The organism is Pseudomonas sp. LBUM1659 (assembly GCF_059716045.1).
Genome location: NZ_CP166797.1, coordinates 6,186,620 through 6,206,650, shown reverse-complemented (window position 1 = coordinate 6,206,650; position 20,031 = coordinate 6,186,620). Strand labels below are relative to the sequence as shown.

Annotated in this window: 18 protein-coding genes; 13 read left to right on the top strand and 5 right to left on the bottom strand. The window is 59.8% G+C overall.

The window, feature by feature from the left end:
• The first annotated feature begins 15 nt into the window (after window positions 1–15).
• From ACA048_RS28390 to rsd, 4 genes are all read left to right on the top strand, one after another.
• A complete protein-coding gene (locus ACA048_RS28390; RefSeq protein WP_497627213.1) occupies window positions 16–1,170 on the top strand; it encodes a uroporphyrinogen-III C-methyltransferase in 1,155 nt (384 codons plus the stop codon).
• A complete protein-coding gene (locus tag ACA048_RS28385; protein WP_497627212.1) occupies window positions 1,167–2,405 on the top strand; it encodes a heme biosynthesis protein HemY in 1,239 nt (412 codons plus the stop codon). Before ACA048_RS28390 ends, ACA048_RS28385 begins: the two co-directional genes overlap by 4 nt.
• 228 nt (window positions 2,406–2,633) lie before the next feature.
• Window positions 2,634–3,185, top strand: a complete 552-nt coding sequence (locus tag ACA048_RS28380; RefSeq protein ID WP_497627211.1) for a disulfide bond formation protein B — start codon at window positions 2,634–2,636, stop codon at window positions 3,183–3,185.
• Window positions 3,186–3,362: 177 nt separating this feature from the next.
• Window positions 3,363–3,821 (top strand): sigma D regulator, encoded by a 459-nt coding sequence (gene rsd / locus ACA048_RS28375; RefSeq protein ID WP_477789479.1) that lies wholly within the window; start codon window positions 3,363–3,365, stop codon window positions 3,819–3,821.
• Between the two features lie 58 nt (window positions 3,822–3,879).
• Here rsd and ACA048_RS28370 read toward each other — a convergent pair whose 3' ends face one another.
• On the bottom strand, window positions 3,880–4,545 hold the full coding sequence (locus ACA048_RS28370) for an FKBP-type peptidyl-prolyl cis-trans isomerase (protein ID WP_497627210.1): 666 nt from the start codon (window positions 4,543–4,545) through the stop codon (window positions 3,880–3,882).
• A 192-nt stretch (window positions 4,546–4,737) separates the two neighbouring features.
• Between ACA048_RS28370 and ACA048_RS28365 the strand changes: the two genes are divergently transcribed.
• Window positions 4,738–5,814, top strand: coding sequence for an AlgP family protein (locus ACA048_RS28365; RefSeq protein WP_497627209.1), 1,077 nt, complete (start codon window positions 4,738–4,740; stop codon window positions 5,812–5,814).
• Here the strand turns inward: ACA048_RS28365 and ACA048_RS28360 are convergent.
• Window positions 5,811–6,275, bottom strand: a complete 465-nt coding sequence (locus ACA048_RS28360; RefSeq protein ID WP_497627208.1) for a TIGR02444 family protein — start codon at window positions 6,273–6,275, stop codon at window positions 5,811–5,813. The genes ACA048_RS28365 and ACA048_RS28360 overlap by 4 nt on opposite strands.
• 50 nt (window positions 6,276–6,325) lie before the next feature.
• Between ACA048_RS28360 and ACA048_RS28355 the strand changes: the two genes are divergently transcribed.
• The 3 genes from ACA048_RS28355 (at window position 6,326) to rhtB (ending at window position 9,687) form a co-directional block, all read left to right on the top strand.
• Complete coding sequence (locus tag ACA048_RS28355) at window positions 6,326–8,236, top strand: ATP-binding cassette domain-containing protein (RefSeq protein WP_497627207.1); 1,911 nt, start codon at window positions 6,326–6,328, stop codon at window positions 8,234–8,236.
• Window positions 8,236–8,817 carry a mechanosensitive ion channel domain-containing protein gene (locus ACA048_RS28350; RefSeq protein ID WP_497627206.1) on the top strand — a complete coding sequence of 194 codons (582 nt, stop codon included), beginning with the start codon at window positions 8,236–8,238 and terminating at the stop codon, window positions 8,815–8,817. Before ACA048_RS28355 ends, ACA048_RS28350 begins: the two co-directional genes overlap by 1 nt.
• Before the next feature lie 237 nt (window positions 8,818–9,054).
• On the top strand, window positions 9,055–9,687 hold the full coding sequence (gene rhtB, locus ACA048_RS28345; protein WP_027926427.1) for a homoserine/homoserine lactone efflux protein: 633 nt from the start codon (window positions 9,055–9,057) through the stop codon (window positions 9,685–9,687).
• 42 nt (window positions 9,688–9,729) lie between these two features.
• Here rhtB and ACA048_RS28340 read toward each other — a convergent pair whose 3' ends face one another.
• Window positions 9,730–11,061, bottom strand: a complete 1,332-nt coding sequence (locus ACA048_RS28340) for an IS4 family transposase (RefSeq protein WP_497625789.1) — start codon at window positions 11,059–11,061, stop codon at window positions 9,730–9,732.
• A gap of 210 nt (window positions 11,062–11,271) precedes the next feature.
• On the opposite strand from ACA048_RS28340, the gene ACA048_RS28335 reads away from it, so the two are divergent.
• Window positions 11,272–13,170: an FTR1 family protein gene (locus ACA048_RS28335; RefSeq protein ID WP_497627205.1), complete on the top strand. Its 1,899-nt coding sequence runs from the start codon at window positions 11,272–11,274 to the stop codon at window positions 13,168–13,170.
• 108 nt (window positions 13,171–13,278) lie between these two features.
• Window positions 13,279–13,734, top strand: coding sequence for a YaiI/YqxD family protein (locus ACA048_RS28330; protein ID WP_497629942.1), 456 nt, complete (start codon window positions 13,279–13,281; stop codon window positions 13,732–13,734).
• Between the two features lie 116 nt (window positions 13,735–13,850).
• Here the strand turns inward: ACA048_RS28330 and elbB are convergent, their stop codons facing one another.
• On the bottom strand, window positions 13,851–14,519 hold the full coding sequence (gene elbB, locus ACA048_RS28325) for an isoprenoid biosynthesis glyoxalase ElbB (RefSeq protein ID WP_497627204.1): 669 nt from the start codon (window positions 14,517–14,519) through the stop codon (window positions 13,851–13,853).
• Between the two features lie 115 nt (window positions 14,520–14,634).
• Between elbB and ACA048_RS28320 the strand changes: the two genes are divergently transcribed.
• Window positions 14,635–15,870 (top strand): sterol desaturase family protein, encoded by a 1,236-nt coding sequence (locus ACA048_RS28320; protein ID WP_497627203.1) that lies wholly within the window; start codon window positions 14,635–14,637, stop codon window positions 15,868–15,870.
• On the opposite strand, the gene ACA048_RS28315 is transcribed toward ACA048_RS28320, so the two are convergent.
• Window positions 15,851–16,483: a DedA family protein gene (locus ACA048_RS28315; RefSeq protein WP_497627202.1), complete on the bottom strand. Its 633-nt coding sequence runs from the start codon at window positions 16,481–16,483 to the stop codon at window positions 15,851–15,853. The two genes, ACA048_RS28320 and ACA048_RS28315, sit on opposite strands and share 20 nt — an antisense overlap.
• 208 nt (window positions 16,484–16,691) lie before the next feature.
• Here ACA048_RS28315 and hemB point away from each other — a divergent pair, with 208 nt between their 5' ends.
• Window positions 16,692–17,705 carry a porphobilinogen synthase gene (hemB, locus tag ACA048_RS28310; protein WP_497627201.1) on the top strand — a complete coding sequence of 338 codons (1,014 nt, stop codon included), beginning with the start codon at window positions 16,692–16,694 and terminating at the stop codon, window positions 17,703–17,705.
• 18 nt (window positions 17,706–17,723) lie between these two features.
• Entirely contained in the window at window positions 17,724–19,952 is a 2,229-nt protein-coding gene (gene ppk1 / locus ACA048_RS28305) for a polyphosphate kinase 1 (RefSeq protein WP_497627200.1), read from the top strand.
• The last annotated feature ends 79 nt before the right edge of the window (window positions 19,953–20,031 follow it).

Sequence of the window (20,031 nt, the reverse complement as noted above, 5' to 3'; positions counted from 1 at the left end):
GCAAAGGATGGATACGTGAGCGAAACTGCCTTGCCTAAAGATGACGCCCGGTCGGTGCTCGATGCGCCGGTTGAAGCACCGGTTGAAACTGCACCGCCTGCCGCCGTGCAGCGCCCAGGCAATGGGTTGGCAATCGTTGCGCTGTTGCTCGGTGCTGCCGGTGTTGCGGTGGGTGGTTGGGGCGTCTGGCAGGTGCGTCACCTGCAGGCCAATAACCAGCAGCAACTGGCTCAGGTACAGGCGCTGAACGATCAGGCGCAAAACCTCAAGCTCAATGAGCAGCGCATTAGCGCACGCCTGGAGCAGTTGCCTGCCGTGGATGAACTGGAAGCGCGCGCCCGTCTGGTGACGCAGTTGCAGGGTGATCAACAGCGCCTGAACCAGCGCCTGGAAACCGTCCTCGGTGCCAGCCGCAAGGACTGGCGTCTGGCCGAGGCCGAGCACTTGCTGCGGCTGGCCAGCCTGCGCCTCTCTGCATTGCAGGACATCAGCAGCGCCCAGGCGCTGGTGCAGGGAGCCGACGAAATTCTTCGTGAACAGAACGACCCGGGCTCATTTGCCGCTCGTGAGCAAGTGGCCAAAACCCTGGTGGCGTTGCGCAGCACCGAGCAGCCGGATCGCACCGGGTTGTTCCTGCGACTGGGCGCTTTGCGTGATCAGGTGATCGACCTGACCGAACTGGCGCCCGAGTACAAGGACCGGGGTGATTCGCTGCTGGGCCTGACCGCCGATGGCGACGGCGCCAGTCGTTGGGCGCAGTGGTGGGATCAGATCTCTCGCTACATCCGCATCGACTTCAACGCTGACAAAAATGTTCGGCCACTGTTGGCCGGGCAGAGCCTGAGCCAGGTGCGTCTTGCCCTGAGCCTGGCACTGGAGCAGGCACAATGGGCCGCGCTCAATGGCCAGGCAGCGGTTTACACCCAGGCACTGGCGGAGGCGCGGGATGTGCTGACCGGCAATTTCAACCCGGACAACCCCCAGAGCAAAGTGATGCTTGAGCAGGTGGGTGAATTGAGTAAACAGCGGGTCGCCGTCGTGACGCCGGATCTGACCGCCACGCTAAGCGCTGTCCAGGGTTATCTGGAGCGACGTAATGTCAACGCCGAAGACTCGATCAAGCCGATGGCTAAACCGGCCGCAGATACCGTTCAGGAGGCAACGCCATGAAACGCCTCTATGTGGTCGTATTCCTGGTGATAGCCGCTGCTGCCGCGCTGGGGTTGGCGATTGCCGAACATGCCGGTTACGTGCTGATTGCTTATAAGAGCTTTCGTTACGAATCGAGCCTGTGGGCGACCCTGGCGTTGGTCGCGGTGCTGTGGCTGCTGTTCTGGGGTATCAAGGTGTTGGTTGAGCTGGTGATGACCTCCAGCGGCGTGGTCAATCCTTGGTCGCACCGTAATCGCAGCCGTCGGGTGCAAGTGGCAATCGAGCACGGTCAGCTGGATTTGGCAGAAGGTCGCTGGGCGAGTGCGCAACGTCATTTACAGCGGGCTGCCGAAGCCGAGCGCCAGCCATTGCTTTATTACCTGGGCGCTGCTCGTGCCGCAAACGAACAAGGTCATTACGAAGAAAGCGACAACTTGCTGGAGCGTGCCCTCGAGCGCCAGCCGCAGGCTGAATTGGCGATTGCCTTGAATCACGCACAATTGCAGTCCGACCGTGGCGACACCGACAGCGCCTTGGCAACCCTTCAGGTCATGCATGAACGCCATCCCCATAACGCCCAGATGTTGCGCCAGTTACAGCGCCTGCTTCAGCAGCGTGGTGACTGGTCGGCGGTGATTCGCCTGTTGCCCGAGCTGCGCAAGGATAAAGTCCTGCCGCCCGCTGAACTCGCCGAACTGGAGCGTCGTGCGTGGGGTGAAAACCTGTCTCTGGCGGCGCATCAGGAAGAGGACGGCAAGGTCGGTTTGCAATCGCTCGGTCGCGCTTGGCAGCAGCTCACCTCGGCTCAGCGCCAGGAGCCTCAACTGGTGCTGGCCTATGCCGAGCAGCTGCGGCAACTGGGCGCGCAGGTCGAAGCGGAAGAGGTGTTGCGCACGGCCCTCAAGCGCAATTACGACAGCCATCTGGCGCGTCTGTATGGGCTGGTTCGCGGCAGCGATCCGGCTTGGCAGCTACAGACTGCCGAGGGCTGGCTCAAAGCTCATCCGGGCGACCCAAGCCTCTTGCTGACATTGGGCCGCTTGTGTCTGCAAAACAGTTTGTGGGGCAAGGCGCGAGATTATCTGGAAAGCAGCCTGCGGGTTCAGCGCAATCCGGAAGCCTGTGCAGAATTGGCGCGATTGCTGGCGCAACTGGGTGACACTGAACGCAGTAATCAGCTGTTTCAGGAAGGCCTGGGCATGCTCGATGAGCGCCTGCTGGCGGCACCGCTTCCGACGCTGGCTCACGCTTGAAGTGCTGAGCAAGGGGCGGTCAAAGGGCGACCCGGAGGCTTTAAAATCGTCGCGTGTTTAGCTTTGTAGTCCTTGGTCGGCATCGTCCTACAGAGGACTACATCAATTCCTCTCGACGCTGTCGGGAATTCCCTACACTTCTGGTGAAGTGTCCGTGCCGGCCTGCCTTGAAAGGCTGGCGCGCTTTCCTCTACCGTAACCACCTGTCTCTACTGGTACGGAAACGCCATGTCTTTGGCCTGCTCACGCTCCTTGTTTTTCATGATTTTCATTACAGGCTCCCTGGCCTTGGGTGTTTCCTTTTACCTGGAATATGCGGTCGGACTCAGACCGTGCGGCTTGTGCCTTTTGCAGCGGTTTTGCCTGGCGTTGCTAACGGGTATCTGCCTGACAGCCTCCGTGCAGGGGCCTGGGCGTTTTGGGTCATTCCTGTATTGGTTGCTCGGCTTTTTCTGCAGCCTCGCGGGCACGATTACGGCGTGGCGGCAGATTTTGTTGCAGAGTGATCCTTTGCATGAGTTATCGACTTGCCCGCCCAACCTGGAAGCGGCGTACGAGAACATGCCCTGGTTATGCCAAGTCACGCACATGTTCCAAGGGGACGCCGATTGTGCCGAGATTTCCTGGTCGTTATTCGACCTGAGCGTTCCGGAGTGGAGTCTGTTGCTCTTTGTCGCGATGACGATTCTGGGAATTTATCAGTTGCTGCACATCGTCTGGCTTGCGTGCGAGCGACCGCTCAGCGGCGAGTTGTCGCACCGGGTGCAGTTGAGCGATTAAACACTTGTATGAACTTTATCTGCTGCGTACCTTGAAGCCACAGCCGCGCGGGCATAATCTGGCCCGCACGTGTCATTGGAATTATGTTGCTCGATGGCGCTCTGCCTGGCCGGTACTTGACCTTCAAGTGTGCGACAGGTGTAGGGCAGCATGACCCACAAGGGAAGAGAGATCACCATGCTCGAAAGTTGTCAGAATGCTCAGGAACGTTGGGGTGGAGTGCATCTGCTGATCGATCGTTGGTTGCAGGAACGTCACGAGCTGGTTCGAGCCTATGATGCTCTCGGCGCCAAGCCAGAGGCTCTCGGCGACAACCGCAAGCCGTTGCAGGAGTTCTGCGGCGTGCTGGTCGATTACGTGTCTGCCGGACACTTCGAGATCTACGAGCAGTTGACGGGGGAGGCCAAGGCCTTCAACGACAAGCGTGGTCTGGAACTGGCCGAGACCATCTACCCGCGCATCGATGTCATCACTGAAAAGCTGCTGGCGTTCAATGACCTGTGTGATGCAGGCAAGTGCGTCGCGGAGAAATTCAAGGAATTGGGCGGGCTGTTGCACGAACGCTTCGAGCTGGAAGATTGCCTGATCGAAGTGTTGCACACAGCTCACAAGGAAGAGGACTCGGTTCAGGCCTGAATCCCCTTCTGCAAGCTAAAAACGGTGCGCTATGCGCGCCGTTTTTTGTGTCCGCGATTCAGCTGGTGACGCCGCGCAATTCTACTTCAAATACCAGTGGTGTGAACGGTGCGATCAGGTCGCCGGCACCCTCCGCGCCATAGGCCTGAGACGATGGAATCACCAGCCGCCATTTCGCACCGACCGGCATGTTTTGCAGTGCACTGCGCCAGCCGCTGATCACGCTGTCGAGACTGAACCACTGCGGCTGACTGTTCTGATCGAACACCGTGCCATCCGGCAGGCGCCCGACATACAAAACCTGGACCTTGCCGTCAGGGCCAGCCTTGGCCCCCGTACCGGGAGTCAGCTCGGTCAGCAATACACCATCCGCTAATTCGCGAACGCCCGGCCTGGCTTTTTCTTCAGTGAGAAAACGCTGCTCTTTTTCGAGTGCGGCTTCGCTTTGCGGGAGTGCCGGTTGCTCGGCGATCCGGGCTTCATGCTCGGCCAGGATCTGCTCGATCTGCTCGTCTTTCAATGCCAGCGGCTTGCCTTGATACGCTTGTTGCAAGCCTTCCAGCAGTGCCTGAAGTTGCAGGTCGGGAACCTCCTGGCGCAGGCGTTCACCGAGGCTCGCCCCCAGGCTGTAGGCAAGATCGTGAGCGTTATTTGCGGAGGTTTTTTCGTCGGCCTGAGCCACCGAAAAAAACACGCACAGCGATAAAAAAAGGTAGCGCGACATGAGCACTCTCCAGCCTGATATGCGCTGGATTATGCCAGTGTGAATGCGCACAAAGGTGAACTGGTTTTGCGCAAGCGCAGAAGATTTTCGATCCGTTGCAACGCAACGCTTTGGATACTGTCAACATGCCCTAGCGGCGGTAGCAGCAGAGGTCTAGTATGAGCCGCACCCACGCCAGCCAGGAGGTAAACCATGTCGGCCACCAAGAAGCCTGTAAATACCCCGTTGCACTTACTCCAACAACTGTCGGGTAGCCTGCTCGATCATTTGGAAAACGCTTGTTCACAAGCTTTGGCTGATGCTGAAAAACTGCTCGCCAAACTGGAAAAGCAGCGCGGAAAAGCGCAAGAAAAATTGCACAAGTCCCGTACCAAATTGCAGGACGCCGCGGCGGCCGGCAAGGCCAAGGCACAAGCCAAAGCCAAGGGCGCGGTGAGTGAACTTGAGGAATTGCTCGATGCCCTCAAAGATCGTCAGTCCGAAACCCGCAGCTACATTCTGCAACTCAAGCGCGATGCTCAAGAAAGCCTGAAACTGGCCCAGGGCGTCGGTCGTGTCCAAGAGGCTGTCGGCAAGGCATTGTCCCTGCGTGCGGCCAAGCCTGCTGCGGCACCTGCCAAGAAAGCCGCTGCCAAACCCGCTGCTGCAAAAGCACCGGAAAAGTCTGCCGCCAAACCGGCCGCCAAAGCACCGGTGAAAGCCGCAGCAAAACCTGCCGCTAAACCTGCGGCGAAAAAACCAGCCGCTGCAAGCGCTGCAAAACCGGCTGCAAAACCTGCCGCCGCTAAACCTGCCGCCAGGCCAGCCGCTGTCAAAACAGCTGTCGCTAAACCGGCTGCAAAAACCGCTGCTGCTAAACCGGCGGTGGCGAAAACTGCAGCGGTGAAAGCAACTGCCAAACCGGCCGCAAAACCAGCTGCAAAAACTGCCGCTGCGAAACCTGCTGCCAAGCCTGTCGCGAAATCAGTCGCGACTAAAACGGCTGCCAAGCCAGCTGCAAAAGCTGCAGCCAAACCGGCTGCCAGAACTGTTGCTGCAAAACCTGCTGCAGCGAAACCAGCAGCCAAACCTGCCGCAGCCAAACCGGCTGCAAAACCAGCGGTGAAAAAACCGGTTGCCGCCAAGCCGGCCGCCGCGCCAGTTGCCAAGCCAGCCAATCCGGCTCCGGTAGCAACTTCTGCTTTAGCAGCAGCCACCTCGACAGCCACGCCAGCGCCAACGCCGGCCGCCGCATCGATCGCAGCAACCACCCCAACCAGCGCTTCCTAAGTGCCGGTTACCGCGACGCGCAGCTGATGCAGCGCGTCGTGGTCCAGGTTGGCGGCGCCTGTTGCCACACCTTCCAGCCAGGCCGTTAGATCGGTCGCCTCACCCTGCGGCCAACTTTGCGCCGATCGCTCCAGTCGCAACAACAGATGTCGCTCGGCTTCCAGCTCAAGTGACTTCACTTGTTCGCGCAACTTTTTCAGTTCTGCATCCTCAGTCGCGCAGGCTTTCCATTGCATACGCAATGCGCGCAGCGGTTGCACAACATCCGCATCCCAAGGTTGTGCCACGTCGCGTAGCCGCTGTAATCGCTGTTCATTGCAGGCGACGCCACGTTGTCCCAACCACGATCCACAGAGCAGCAAACACACATTGACGCCTGCCGACTGCAATTGCAGGCAAGCGCGTTCAACGCCGGGACGGGAGTAAGTCGTCAGGGAAAAGCTCCACAGGTCAGAGGACATAGTGCTACTCGCGCCAGTTGCGAGCGAAGCTGGTAGACTCCGCCGCCATTATGATTCGACTTCAGAACCTGACTTTACAGCGTGGCCCTCAACGTCTGCTAGAAGACGCTGAGCTGACCCTGCACGCCGGCCACAAAGCCGGCCTCATCGGTGCCAACGGCGCCGGCAAATCGAGCCTGTTTGCCTTGATTCGGGGCGAACTGCACCCGGACTCGGGTGACTGCTTTCTGCCGGCCGACTGGCGCATCGCCCACATGCGCCAGGAAATCGAGACGCTCGAACGCCTGGCGGTCGACTACGTGCTCGATGGCGACCTGCGACTGCGTGAGGTGCAACGCGACCTCGCCGCAGCCGAAGCGGCGCATGACGGTGCTGCTCAGGCCCGCCTGCACTCGGAACTCGACAGCGCTGACGGTTACACCGCCGACGCCCGGGCCCGCAAGCTGCTGGCCGGCCTTGGGTTCACCAACGAGCAGATGGATCGCCCGGTAGGAGATTTCTCCGGTGGCTGGCGGATGCGTCTGAACCTGGCGCAGGCTTTGATGTGCCCCTCGGACCTGTTGCTACTCGACGAACCGACCAACCACTTGGACCTCGACGCCATCATCTGGCTCGAAGAGTGGCTCAAAAGTTACCCCGGCACTTTGTTGCTGATTTCCCACGACCGGGACTTCCTCGATGCTGTGGTCGATCACGTGGCTCACGTCGATCAACGCAAGATCACGCTGTATCGCGGTGGTTATAGCGCCTTCGAACGCGCCCGCGCCGAACGTCTGGCCCAGCAACAGCAGGCTTACGAGAAGCAGCAGGCGCAACGTGCGCACATGGAAAGTTACATCGCCCGCTTCAAGGCCCAGGCCACCAAGGCCCGTCAGGCACAGAGCCGGATCAAGGCGCTGGAGCGGATGGAAGAATTGTCCGCCGCCCACGTTGATTCGCCCTTCGATTTCGTTTTCCGTGAATCGCAGAAAATCTCCAGCCCGCTGATCGACCTGTCCGATGCCCGTTTGGGTTACGGCGACAAAACCGTGCTGGAGAAGGTCAAGCTGCAACTGACCCCCGGCGCGCGCATCGGTTTGCTCGGCCCGAACGGCGCCGGTAAATCGACGCTGATCAAAAACCTCGCCGGTGAGCTCGAGCCGTTGGCCGGTCGCCTGACCCGTGGCGAAAACACCGTGGTGGGCTACTTCGCTCAGCATCAGTTGGACTCTCTCGATTCCAAGGCCAGCCCGTTGCTGCACTTGCAGCGTCTGGCACCGACCGAGCGTGAGCAGACCCTGCGCGACTTCCTCGGTGGTTTTGACTTCCGTGGTGCGCGCATCGATGAGCCGGTACTGAACTTTTCCGGCGGTGAAAAGGCCCGTCTGGCTCTGGCGTTGATCGCTTGGGATCGACCGAACCTGCTGCTGCTCGACGAACCCACCAACCACCTGGACCTCGAAATGCGTCTGGCGCTGACCATGGCGCTACAGGAGTTCAGTGGTGCGGTTCTGGTGGTCTCCCACGATCGCCATTTGCTCAAAAGCACGACAGATAATTTCTATCTGGTGGCGGACGGCAAGGTCGAGGAATTTGACGGCGACCTGGAAGACTACGCCCGTTGGCTGGTCGACTATCGCCAGCGCAATGCGCCGGTCAGCAATACGCCGGTTAATCCGGACAAGACCGACAAGAAAGCCCAGCGCCAGGCCGCTGCTGCGTTGCGTCAGCAACTGGCGCCGCACAAGCGTGAGGCTGACAAGCTGGAAGCCGAGCTGGGCAAGCTGCACGAGAAGCTGGCGAAGATAGATACGAGCCTCGGCGACAGCGATATCTACGAACCGGCGCGCAAGAATGATTTGCGCGATCTGCTGGCTGAACAAGCCAAGCTGAAGGTGCGTGAAGCCGAGCTGGAAGAAGCCTGGATGGAAGCGCTGGAACTGCTTGAAAGCCTGCAGTCGGAGCTGGAGGCGCTGTCTTGATGGAGGCGTTCAAGCTGCCGTTGCCGGCGGTGTGGATCGAACCCCTCTGGCTCGTCGTGCAAATCCTGCTGATTCTGCTGGCCGGTTATTTTGCCCAGCGTTTCGTCGCCAAAGGCCTGAACCGGCTGGGCGAGCGTTATCCGTTTCCGCCGCAGTTGCTGATGCCGCTACGAGGCGGACTGCGCTGGCTGATCATGGGCAGCGCATTGATTGTCGTACTCGAACGCCTCGGGGTGTCGGCCACGGTACTCTGGACCGCGCTGTCTGGCTTCGTCGCGGTGGCGGCGGTGGCGTTCTTCGCCATGTGGAGCGTGCTCTCCAACCTGCTGTGCGCGATCCTGATCTTCACCGTCGGCCCGTTTCGCCTCGGCGATGTGGTCGAGTTGGTGGACACCACGGACAAGCCTGGCGTCAAAGGTCGGGTGGTGGCGATCAATCTGCTTTACACCACGTTGATCGAAGCGGAAGAACTCGGCACCGGCAGCGCCATGGTTCAGGTGCCTAACAGCCTGTTCTTCCAGCGCTCGGTTCGACGCTGGCGCGGGAGTGATGTATTCCCTTCTAGCGGGTTTGAAAAGTAGTTTTCTGTTGCCCGAGATACCGCTTTCGCGAGCAGGCTCGCTCCCACATGGGTTGCATGGGTGTTCGCATAATTTGTGAACACCGAAGATCATTGTGGGAGCGAGCCTGCTCGCGAAGGGGCCCTGAGGTTGTAAACACTGGTTGTCAGCCGTCGCATCTCGCAAAAATATTGATAGTCACCAACCCAAAGCCGCATTAGCTTAGACGTCTGTCACGAGTCTGATTCGAGGTGTGCAATGGAGCTTCAAACATGGCTGGCGTTTTTCGCCGCCTGCTGGGTGATCAGTCTCTCTCCCGGTGCCGGCGCCATTGCGTCGATGTCCAGCGGTTTGCAATACGGTTTTTGGCGCGGTTACTGGAATGCCCTGGGCCTGCAATTGGGCCTGGCGGTGCAGATCGCGATTGTCGGCGCCGGTGTGGGCGCGATCCTCACGGCTTCAGCTTCTGCCTTCTATGCGATCAAATGGTTCGGCGTGGCGTACCTGGTGTACCTCGCCATCAAGCAATGGCGCGCGCTGCCCAGCGACATGAGCGATGACGCGGCGGTGCGTCAGATCGGCAAGCCGATGGCGCTGGTGTTCCGTGGTTTCCTGGTCAACATCAGCAACCCCAAGGCGCTGGTATTCATGCTGGCGGTGTTGCCACAGTTCATTGACCCGCATGCACCGTTGCTGGCGCAGTATCTGATCATTGGCGTGACCATGATCTGTGTCGACCTGATCGTCATGGCCGGTTACACCGGGCTGGCGTCCAAAGTGCTGCGTCTGTTGCGCACACCCCAGCAGCAAAAACGCATGAACCGCACCTTTGCCGGGCTGTTCATCGGCGCAGCGGCGTTCATGGCGACGCTGCGTAAAGCCGCGGTTTAAAGCACTCAGGTACAAAAAAGGCGACCCCTTGGTTAATGCCAGTCAGTTAAGCTGACTGGCATTTTTATTTTTGATCGGATACTTCGGTGATTTAAGCCGGATGGCCCGGGGATAAAGGCGCTCCTCCCGCCGATGCGGCAGCACGTAGTGCGGCGCTGAAGCATGCAGCTCGGCCAAGTATTTGGGGATGTTCCCGGATCGGTCGGCGGAGACGCTGTTGATAAACCCGAGAATCGCCCAGGTGCAGGCGGTAAAGCTCATTTCGCACGGGTAAATCCCAGGACAGTGGCGACTCATTTCCACCATCTGATAGCGCAACAAGTTGTAGCCCAACAACACGCCCCACCATTCCTGCTCGATCATCTCGGGCGTTTTGCTGCGCAGCGTGTAACTGCTGTTGAGCAGAGTCTGTTTCATTTCCCGAAACCCGAGTTCGATCTCCCAACGCTGGCTGTACAGATCGACGATTTCGTCGGCCGGAAAGCGCAATGGGTCGGCCATCGAGGACAGAATCTGACACACCTTGCCCTTGACGGTTTTGCTCAGGAGTCGTGCGGTCAGGCGCTCTGGCAGGCCCGGCCATTGCTTGCGGGCCTGCGGCGAGGTACTCAGCGAAACAATCGCATCCTGGCACCCCAAACGCTGGATCACCTCATACTGCGAGCCTTTTTTCAGCGGCATCAGCCAGTGGCGTTCAACGCCTGCTTGCTGCCACTGATGCAGTAAACCTAACGAGTAAAAACCACGATCAAACAGCGTCAACGAGTGATCGGGCGTGGTTTCGATCAGTTGCTCGGCCAGTTTCATTTCGTTGCTGCGGTAGCCGTCAAAAGCGCTGCCAATCAGCAAGTGGCTGGTCAACTCCATTTGGCAGACCATGCGCACCTGAGGAAAACCGGTGTCGCCATGCTGGTTGCTGGCGGAGTCGAAACGCGCACGGTTTTCAGGGGTGTCGGGCGTTCGCCAGACGACGCCATCAACACCCAGTAAGCGCAAACCGGCCCAAGTCGGATGGCCAGCCGCTTCGTGCCAACTTTTCTGGGTCAGATCGAAGACTTGTCGTACAGCTTCGCTGCCCAATCTCTGACGGGCCTGGACTACAGCGCTGGGGGCGACCAACGGCCGTTGTCCTGGCAGCATGATGTTCATGCGACTGACCACGTCCCACGCCGACATGCGCCGGAAGAACGCCATGGAGATCACGCACCAGAGCATCATTTCCAACGGCAAACGGCGCTTGCACAGCGTCGCCACGCCTGCCTGTTCAAGTGCCTGCTCGACCAAAGAGGGATCGAGCAAGGCATCCAATCCCTCGATAGAGCGGGGGGTAGAGGCGATGTTGTGGGTCAGTTCCAGTGCCCGAGCGAGACGCATAAAAAATCCGATGCCAGTACAGGCATCGGATTTTGATTTCTTGCGGCCAAAGGTCAAGCGAGAAGGCTTAACTGATCGGCATTACCCCTTGAGGTCGCCTTTTTCATGTCCGAACAAGCACAGAACCGGCGGTGCTTGCGAACAAAGCTTGAGTGAAAGTCATTGGGAGGGAACAATGTGTTACTTCGTATTACCAATTGAGATTCATTCATGACTGCCCCGTCCCGTTTTCTGGCCTGGCTGGTGCTTCCGCTGTTTGCCTTGTGCAGTTCCAATCTGCTGGCCGACACCGTGGAAGGCGCGCCGCAAGCGCTGCATTTACTCGATTACATCAGCGCGGATTACCCGCAAACCGTGCAAGCGGGCAAGGTGATCGATGAGTCCGAATACCGCGAGCAGCTGGAATCCATCAAAACCTTGCAAGGCTTGATCAGTGCGATGCCGGCCAAGCAGGAGAAAGCCGGGCTGGAGCAGGGTGTCAGCTCGCTGGCCAGTGCCATCGCGACCCGTCAGGACGGAGCGGACGTGGCCCGTCAGGCCCGGCAACTGGGTGCGAAACTGGCCGTGACCTTTGAAGTCAGTCAGGCTCCGATCATTACTCCGGATCCGGCCCGAGGTGCACCGCTGTATGCCCAACATTGTTCGGTATGCCACGGTGATGCGGGGGCTGGCGATGGTCCTGCGGGGGTGGGCTTGACACCGCCACCGTCCAATCTGCGTGATACGGCACGCCTGGATCATCTGAGCCTCTACGCGCTCTACAGCACCTTGGGCCAGGGTATCGAAGGCACCGACATGCCGGCCTTCGCCGATCAGCTTGACGATCGTCAGCGCTGGGACCTGGCCACCTACATCGCCAGCTTCAGCGCCGATCCGGCGGTTGCCAAATCCGACAAGATCTACAACATCGCCGACCTCGGGCGTCAGACGCCGGCCGAAGTACAGGCCGCTGATGGCCCACAAGGCGCCGCCACGTTCCGTGCGCAGCGGGCGCAACCGCCGCAGGTCAAGCGTGGCCCGGCGCAGTTGCTCGATTACACCGCCGCTACTCTGGACAAGAGCATCGCCGCCTACCGTGCCGGCGATCAGGACCAAGCCTATGACCTGTCTGTCGCAGCGTATCTGGAAGGCTTCGAGCTGGTCGAAAGCTCCCTCGACAACGTCGATGCCAACGTGCGCAAGGACACTGAAAAATCGCTAATGGCCTACCGTCAGTCGTTGCAGGACGGTTTGCCGGTGGCCCAGGCCCAACAGCGCCTGGACACGGCCAAGAACAAATTGAAGGAATCTGCGGGCCTGCTGGGCAGCGATGGCTTGAGTTGGTCCCTGAGCTTCATCTCTGGTCTGCTGATTTTGCTGCGTGAAGGCCTGGAAGCCATCCTGGTGCTGGCGGCGATCCTGGCTTTCCTGCGCAACACCGGTCAGCAATCGGCCGTGCGCAGCGTCAATGTCGGTTGGGGCCTGGCACTGGTGGCCGGTCTGGCGACCTGGGCGCTGGCGGCGTACGTGATCGATGTCAGCGGCTCGCAGCGTGAGCTGCTGGAAGGCGCGACGGCGCTGTTTGCCTCGGTCATGGTGCTCTGGCTCGGGGTGTGGATGCACGACCGTCGCCATGCGGCGGCGTGGCAGGATTACATCAAAAGCAGCCTGGTGGGTGGTGGCGGGCGTTTCGGTTTTGCGATCCTGGCGTTCTTCTCGGTGTATCGCGAGTTGTTCGAAGTGATTCTGTTCTACGAAACCCTATGGCTGCAGGCCGGACCTGCCGGGCACAACGCGTTGCTGGCCGGCGGCGCGACGGCGCTGGTGCTGTTGGTGGGGCTGGCGTGGGTGATTCTGCGCGGTTCGGCGAAGTTGCCGCTGGCGTTGTTCTTCAGCATCAACGCCGCTCTGCTGTGCGCGTTGTCGGTGGTGTTCGCCGGGCATGGCGTGAAAGCGCTGCAGGAAGCCGGGATCTTCGGCACCCGGCCGGTGCCGTTCTTTGATTTTGACTGGCTGGGCATTCATGCGGATGCGTATTCGCTGAGTGCTCAGGCGGTGGCGATCATTGCGATTGTTGTGTTGTATAGCCGTAGTCGGATGGCGGAGAAGCAGCGGGTGACAATCTCTTAACGGCATTCGCTGCGCTCATAATCGCGAGCAGGCTCGCTCCCACAAGGATGATGTGTATTCTGTGGGAGGCGAGCCTGCTCGCGATTTTTTTTGGAAGAGGAAAAAATGATGCGAGTCTGGATCGACGCCGACGCCTGCCCACGGGCGGCCAAGGATCTGGTGGTGAAGTCCGCCCTCAAGCGCCAGTACGAAGTGGTGTTGGTGGCGGGGCAGCCGCAGATCAAGCCGGGGCTGGCGCTGGTGAAGTTGATCGTGGTGCCGAGTGGTCCGGACGCCGCCGATGATTACCTGGTGGAGCATGCGGTGCCGGGTGAGCTGGTGATTTGCAGCGATGTGCCGCTGGCGGACCGTCTGGTGAAGAAGGGCGTGGCCGCGCTGGACCCGCGGGGCAAAGAGTTCGATGCGCAGAACATGGGCGACCGGCTCGCGGTGCGCAATCTGTTCACCGACCTGCGAGAACAGGGGCAGATGGGCGGCGGACCGGCACCGTTTGGCGAACGAGAGAAGCAGGCGTTCGCCAATGCGCTGGACCGGATACTCACCCGGTTGAGCCGAAAGTCCTGAGCCAAGCGGTGATCCCTGTGGGAGCGGGCTTGCCCGCGAAAGCGGTGTGTCAGTCACATCGCTGCTGGATGTGCCGCCGTCTTCGCTGGCAAGCCAGCTCCTACAGTGGAATAGTGTCAGGCGTCGTTTTCGTGGGTCAGTTCGAGGACGCGGTCAACCATTTTGTTGATGCCGGAGGCCGCCTCACTGATGCTCTGCGCCAACATGTACGCCGGTGTACTCACCAGTTTACGTGCCCGGTCTTCGACGATTTCGGTCACGGCGCAATCGGTGTGGGTCGCGCCCATTTTGTTCATGGCTGCCGCAGTCTCGGCGTCGTTGCCGATGGTGCAGTTCACCCCCGGGCCATAGATCTTCGCCGCCAGCGCTGGCGAGATGCACATCAAGCCGACTGGCTTCCCCGCTTCGGCGAAGGCTTCGGTCAGCGCCAGGACATCCGGTTGCACGGTGCAACCCGCGCCTTCGATGGCGAAGTTCGACAGGTTCTTGGCTGAGCCAAATCCGCCGGGAACGATCAGCGCGTCGAAGTCGTCGACATCGGCCTCGCGAATATCCTTGATGTTGCCCCGGGCGATCCGCGCCGATTCCACCAATACATTGCGCGACTCAGGCATTTCGTCGCCGGTCAGGTGATTGATCACATGCAATTGCGCGATGTTCGGGGCAAAGCACTGCACCTGAGCGCCACGCTGGTCCAGTCTCAGCAGGGTAATCACGCTTTCGTGGATCTCGGCGCCGTCGTACACGCCACAGCCGGAAAGGATCACTGCAATTTTTTTGCTCATGGTTTTTTCTCCAGATTCATGACGTTAAATGTCCACTAATTTGTCACTCGTTGCCATAGGGTAAATACGCGGTTACACCTAACATCTGTCCTCAAAATTCCGATCAGGGCGCGTCATGGACTTCATTCTGTATGCGGTGCCTTTTTTCTTTGTACTGATTGCCGTGGAACTGCTGGCCGATCGTTGGCGCGGGGTCAGCCATTATCGCGTGGCCGATGCGATCAACAGCTTGAGCGCCGGTGTGCTGTCGACCACTACGGGCCTGTTGACCAAAGGTGTCGGGCTGTTGACCTACGCGTTTGCCCTTGAGCATATGGCGCTATTCGAGCTATCGGCCGACAGCGTTTGGGTCTGGATATTTGCCTTTGTCCTCTACGACTTCTGCTACTACTGGCTGCACCGCATGGGCCATGAACGCAATATCCTCTGGGCCGCACACTCGGTGCATCACCAGAGCGAGGAGTACAACCTTTCCACGGCGCTGCGCCAGACCAGCACCGGCTTTCTGCTGAGCTGGATTTTCTACCTGCCGATGGCCGTGCTCGGCGTGCCGCTGCTGGTGTTCGTCAGCGTGGCGGCGCTGAACCTGCTGTATCAGTTCTGGGTGCATACCAGGCACATTCCCAAGCTCGGCTGGTTCGAATGGTTCTTCGTGACACCGTCCAATCACCGGGCTCACCATGCGCAGAATGCTCTCTACATGGATCGCAACTACGGTGGGGTGTTCATTATTTGGGACCGGCTATTTGGCTCGTTTCAAGAAGAAGACGACAACGAGCCGGTGATTTTCGGCGTGACCACGCCGTTGGCGAGCTGGAATCCGCTGTGGGCAAACGTGCAGTTCTATGCGCAGTTGTGGGATGACGCGCGGCGTGCCGAGAGCAAGTGGGACAAGCTGCGGATCTGGTTCATGCGCACCGGTTGGCGTCCGGCGGATGTGGCGGCCAAGTACCCGACGAGCAAGCCTGACTTGAGTCTGTTCCGTAAATTCGAGGTGCCCATGGACAGCCGTCAGCAACTGTATGTGGTGTTGCAGTTTTGCGCCTACATCGCGCTCGGCAGCTACTTGATGAACCTGGAAAGGAGCCTGCCAGCTGCCGCGTTGGTACTTGGCTGGGGGGCGGTGGCGCTGGGGTTGTTTACATTGGGCGTGGCCCTGGAGAATCGCCCGTGGGCGTTGAAGCTGGAGCTGCTGCGGCTGGCATCGAACGTGCCGCTGGTATGGCTGGCGCCGGTAGTCGGGCTGTGGCCGGCCAGCGCGGTGGGTTGGGTCGGCCTGCTCAGTTACAGCTTGTTCAGTGTCATCGGCCTCTACTGTTGCAGAAACCGCTTCACTCGCTTGGCGTCTTAGGCACTTCTACATTGACTCGTTCGGCTTTCAGGGCTTGCTCGTCGGCGTAGACTTTTTTCGCCAGACGGGCATTTTTGAAACGACGACGCAGCCACAGGCCCAAGCCCACTACCAGCAGGGCGCCGAGCACCCACAGTTCGTACTTCTTGACGCTGCCGAGCATGCCTTCCAGCACCGCGCCAAAGTGATAAGCCGCTGCGGCCAGTGCGGTCGCCCAGATCGCCGCACCAATCCCGTTCAACAGCAGATAACGTCCCGGTGGATAGCCCGACAGGCCGATGGCCACCGGCATCACAGTGCGCAAACCGTAGACAAAGCGGAAGCTCAGCACCCAGATGTCCGGGTGCTTGCGGATGTGCTCCAGCGCCCGATCACCCATCATTTGCCAGCGCGGCTTGCGGGCCAGCAATTTACGACCGTGCTTGCGTCCCATGAAATACCACAGCTGATCACCGGCATAACTGCCGAAGAACGCCACAACCACCACCAGATTGATGTCCATGTATCCGCGGAACGCGAGGAAGCCGGCGAGCACAAGGATGGTTTCGCCTTCGAAGAACGTGCCGAGAAACAGGGCAAAGTAGCCAAAGTCGTGCAGAAATTGTTGGAGCATTGTCTGGGTGCTGGCGAAATGAACGCGCAGCCTAACCCTTCGTGCACATTCATGAAAGTGTCCAAATGTGTCTCGACGTGAACATTTCCTACAACGACAATGGAATGCGACTACCTGCCGCAGGGGTGCACATAACTGTCATGTGTTGGTCATAATGGTCGCTTATAACTGTCACGCTCGCCCGCCAGCGCGAGCTCAGGAGTCTGCCGTGAGCTTTACCCCCGCCAACCGTCTGTTTCCCGCCACCCGTCTGCGTCGCAACCGTCGTGATGAATTTTCGCGTCGACTGGTTCGGGAAAACGTTCTGAGCGTCGATGACCTGATCCTGCCGGTGTTCGTCCTGGACGGTGAAAACCGTCGCGAGGCGGTGGCCTCGATGCCGGGCGTCGAACGCCTGACCATCGATCTGTTGCTGGAAGAAGCCGCGAAGTGGGTCGAGCTGGGGATTCCGGCGTTGGCGCTGTTCCCGGTCACGCCACCTGAGCTCAAGACACTGGATGCCGCCGAAGCCTGGAACCCGAACGGTATTGCCCAGCGCGCCACTCGCGCCTTGCGCGCGCAGTTCCCGGAGCTGGGGGTGATCACCGATGTTGCCCTGGACCCGTTTACCACCCACGGTCAGGACGGCATCATCGACGAAGAAGGCTACGTGCAGAACGACATTACCGTCGATGCACTGGTCAGGCAGGCCCTGTCCCATGCCGAAGCTGGCGCGCAGGTGGTGGCCCCGTCCGACATGATGGACGGTCGCATCCAGGCCATCCGCGAAGCTCTGGAGCTGGCCGATCACGTCAACGTGCGGATCATGGCCTATTCGGCAAAATACGCCAGCGCCTATTATGGCCCGTTCCGCGACGCGGTCGGTTCGGCGCTGAACCTGGGCAAGGCCAACAAGGCCAGTTATCAGATGGACCCGGCCAACAGCAACGAAGCCCTGCACGAAGTGGCGGCAGACTTGTCAGAAGGCGCGGACATGGTCATGGTCAAGCCAGGCATGCCGTATCTGGACATCCTTTACCGGGTCAAAGAAGAGTTCAAAGTGCCGACGTTTGTTTATCAAGTCAGCGGCGAATACGCCATGCACATGGCGGCGATCCAGAATGGCTGGTTGAGCGAAGGGGTTATTCTCGAATCCCTGACCGCTTTTAAACGTGCAGGCGCCGATGGCATCCTGACTTACTTTGCCGTCCGTGCCGCTCAACTGTTACGAGAGCAAAAATAGCCCTCCCAGGAACATTTCATGAATACCGAAGTACTCACTGAAGTTGCCGTAAAAGAGGCTCAACCTGTGGTCGAGCAAATCGCAGAAACCCCGCCGGAGCTGGAGCCCGCTCCGCCCGCGGTGGTGGCGGAAACCGCTGCCGCAGCTGCGGCGCCTGCGATTGCCATTCCCGGACTGGATGACAGCAGCCTGTACATCCATCGCGAGCTCTCGCAACTGCAGTTCAACATCCGCGTGCTGGAACAGGCGCTGGATGAGTCCTACCCGTTGCTGGAGCGGCTGAAGTTTCTGCTGATCTTCTCCAGCAACCTGGACGAGTTCTTCGAAATTCGTGTGGCCGGCCTGAAGAAACAGATCACCTTCGCCCGTGAACAAGCCGGCGCCGATGGTCTGCAACCGCATCAGGCCCTGGCCCGCATCAGCGAACTGGTGCACGGTCACGTTGACCGTCAGTACGCGATCCTCAACGACATTCTGTTGCCAGAGCTGGAAAAACATCAGGTCCGCTTCATCCGTCGTCGTCACTGGACCACCAAGCTCAAAACCTGGGTTCGCCGTTATTTCCGCGACGAGATCGCGCCGATCATCACCCCGATCGGTCTCGACCCGACGCACCCGTTCCCGTTGCTGGTAAACAAGAGCCTGAACTTCATCGTCGAGCTCGAAGGCATCGACGCCTTCGGTCGCGATTCCGGTCTGGCGATTATCCCGGCGCCGCGCCTGCTGCCGCGGGTCATCAAGGTGCCGGAAGAAGTCGGCGGCGCCGGCGACAACTATGTGTTCCTGTCGTCGATGATCCACGCCCACGCCGATGACTTGTTCCAGGGCATGAAGGTCAAGGGCTGCTACCAGTTCCGTCTGACCCGCAACGCCGACCTGGCGCTGGATTCCGAGGATGTCGAAGACCTGGCCCGCGCGTTGCGCGGCGAACTGTTCTCGCGTCGCTACGGTGATGCGGTGCGTCTGGAAGTGGCTGACACCTGCCCGAAACACCTGTCGGACTACCTGCTCAAGCAATTCAACCTGAGCGAGTCCGAGCTGTATCAGGTCAACGGTCCGGTGAACCTGACGCGTCTGTTCAGCATCACCGGCCTGGACAGCCAGCGCGAGCTGCAATACCTGCCGTTCACGCCGCAGATCCCGAAACTGCTGCAAAACAGCGAGAACATCTTCAGCGTGATCAGCAAGCAGGACATCCTGCTGTTGCACCCGTTCGAATCGTTTACCCCGGTGGTCGACCTGCTGCGTCAGGCCGCCAAGGACCCGCACGTGCTGGCCGTGCGTCAGACCCTGTACCGTTCTGGCGCCAACTCGGAAATCGTCGATGCGCTGGTGGATGCGGCGCGTAACGGCAAAGAGGTCACGGCGGTGATCGAATTGCGTGCACGGTTCGACGAAGAATCCAACCTGCAACTGGCCAGCCGCCTGCAAGCGGCCGGTGCAGTGGTGATCTACGGCGTGGTCGGTTTCAAGACCCACGCCAAGATGATGCTGATTCTGCGTCGCGAGGCGGGTGAAATTGTCCGTTACGCCCACTTGGGCACGGGCAACTATCACGCCGGCAACGCCCGCCTTTACACCGACTACAGCCTGCTGACCTCCGACGATGCCTTGTGCGAAGACGTCGGCAAACTGTTCAGCCAGTTGATCGGTATGGGTAAAACCCTGCGCATGAAGAAGCTGCTGCATGCGCCGTTCACGCTGAAGAAGGGCATGCTCGACATGATTGCCCGGGAGACTCAGTTCGCCCTCGATGGCAAGCCGGCGCACATCATTGCCAAGTTCAACTCGCTGACCGATCCCAAGATCATCCGCGCGCTGTACAAGGCCAGTCAGTCCGGGGTGCGTATCGACCTGATAGTGCGCGGCATGTGCTGCCTGCGTCCGGGCATCGCCGGGGTTTCGCACAACATCCACGTGCGCTCGATCATCGGTCGTTTCCTGGAACACACGCGGGTCTTCTACTTCCTCAATGGCGGCGAAGAACAGATGTTCCTCTCCAGTGCCGACTGGATGGAACGCAACCTCGACAAGCGCGTCGAGACCTGCTTCCCGGTGGAAGGTCGCAAGCTGATTGTGCGGGTCAAAAAAGAGCTGGAGCTGTACCTCACGGATAACACGCACAGCTGGAGCTTGCAGTCGGACGGTCGTTACGTCCGTAACACGCCGACCGGCAACCAGAACCCGCGCAGTGCCCAGGCGACATTGCTGGAGCGTTTGGGCAGCCCGATCCTGACGGTGCGTTAACGCTGGCCTGATGTAAAAAAATGGCGATCCCAAGGGATCGCCATTTTTGTTTCACCACCGCCCCCTGCAGGAGCACGGC

Coding starts and splice junctions, on each gene's coding strand:
- ACA048_RS28385 (WP_497627212.1), top strand. CDS start 1,167: ATGAAACGCCTCTATGTGGTCGTATTCCTGGTGATAGCCGCTGCTGCC.
- ACA048_RS28380 (WP_497627211.1), top strand. CDS start 2,634: ATGTCTTTGGCCTGCTCACGCTCCTTGTTTTTCATGATTTTCATTACA.
- rsd (WP_477789479.1), top strand. CDS start 3,363: ATGCTCGAAAGTTGTCAGAATGCTCAGGAACGTTGGGGTGGAGTGCAT.
- ACA048_RS28370 (WP_497627210.1), bottom strand. CDS start 4,545: ATGTCGCGCTACCTTTTTTTATCGCTGTGCGTGTTTTTTTCGGTGGCT.
- ACA048_RS28365 (WP_497627209.1), top strand. CDS start 4,738: ATGTCGGCCACCAAGAAGCCTGTAAATACCCCGTTGCACTTACTCCAA.
- ACA048_RS28360 (WP_497627208.1), bottom strand. CDS start 6,275: ATGTCCTCTGACCTGTGGAGCTTTTCCCTGACGACTTACTCCCGTCCC.
- ACA048_RS28355 (WP_497627207.1), top strand. CDS start 6,326: ATGATTCGACTTCAGAACCTGACTTTACAGCGTGGCCCTCAACGTCTG.
- ACA048_RS28350 (WP_497627206.1), top strand. CDS start 8,236: ATGGAGGCGTTCAAGCTGCCGTTGCCGGCGGTGTGGATCGAACCCCTC.
- rhtB (WP_027926427.1), top strand. CDS start 9,055: ATGGAGCTTCAAACATGGCTGGCGTTTTTCGCCGCCTGCTGGGTGATC.
- ACA048_RS28340 (WP_497625789.1), bottom strand. CDS start 11,061: ATGCGTCTCGCTCGGGCACTGGAACTGACCCACAACATCGCCTCTACC.
- ACA048_RS28335 (WP_497627205.1), top strand. CDS start 11,272: ATGACTGCCCCGTCCCGTTTTCTGGCCTGGCTGGTGCTTCCGCTGTTT.
- ACA048_RS28330 (WP_497629942.1), top strand. CDS start 13,279: ATGCGAGTCTGGATCGACGCCGACGCCTGCCCACGGGCGGCCAAGGAT.
- elbB (WP_497627204.1), bottom strand. CDS start 14,519: ATGAGCAAAAAAATTGCAGTGATCCTTTCCGGCTGTGGCGTGTACGAC.
- ACA048_RS28320 (WP_497627203.1), top strand. CDS start 14,635: ATGGACTTCATTCTGTATGCGGTGCCTTTTTTCTTTGTACTGATTGCC.
- ACA048_RS28315 (WP_497627202.1), bottom strand. CDS start 16,483: ATGCTCCAACAATTTCTGCACGACTTTGGCTACTTTGCCCTGTTTCTC.
- ppk1 (WP_497627200.1), top strand. CDS start 17,724: ATGAATACCGAAGTACTCACTGAAGTTGCCGTAAAAGAGGCTCAACCT.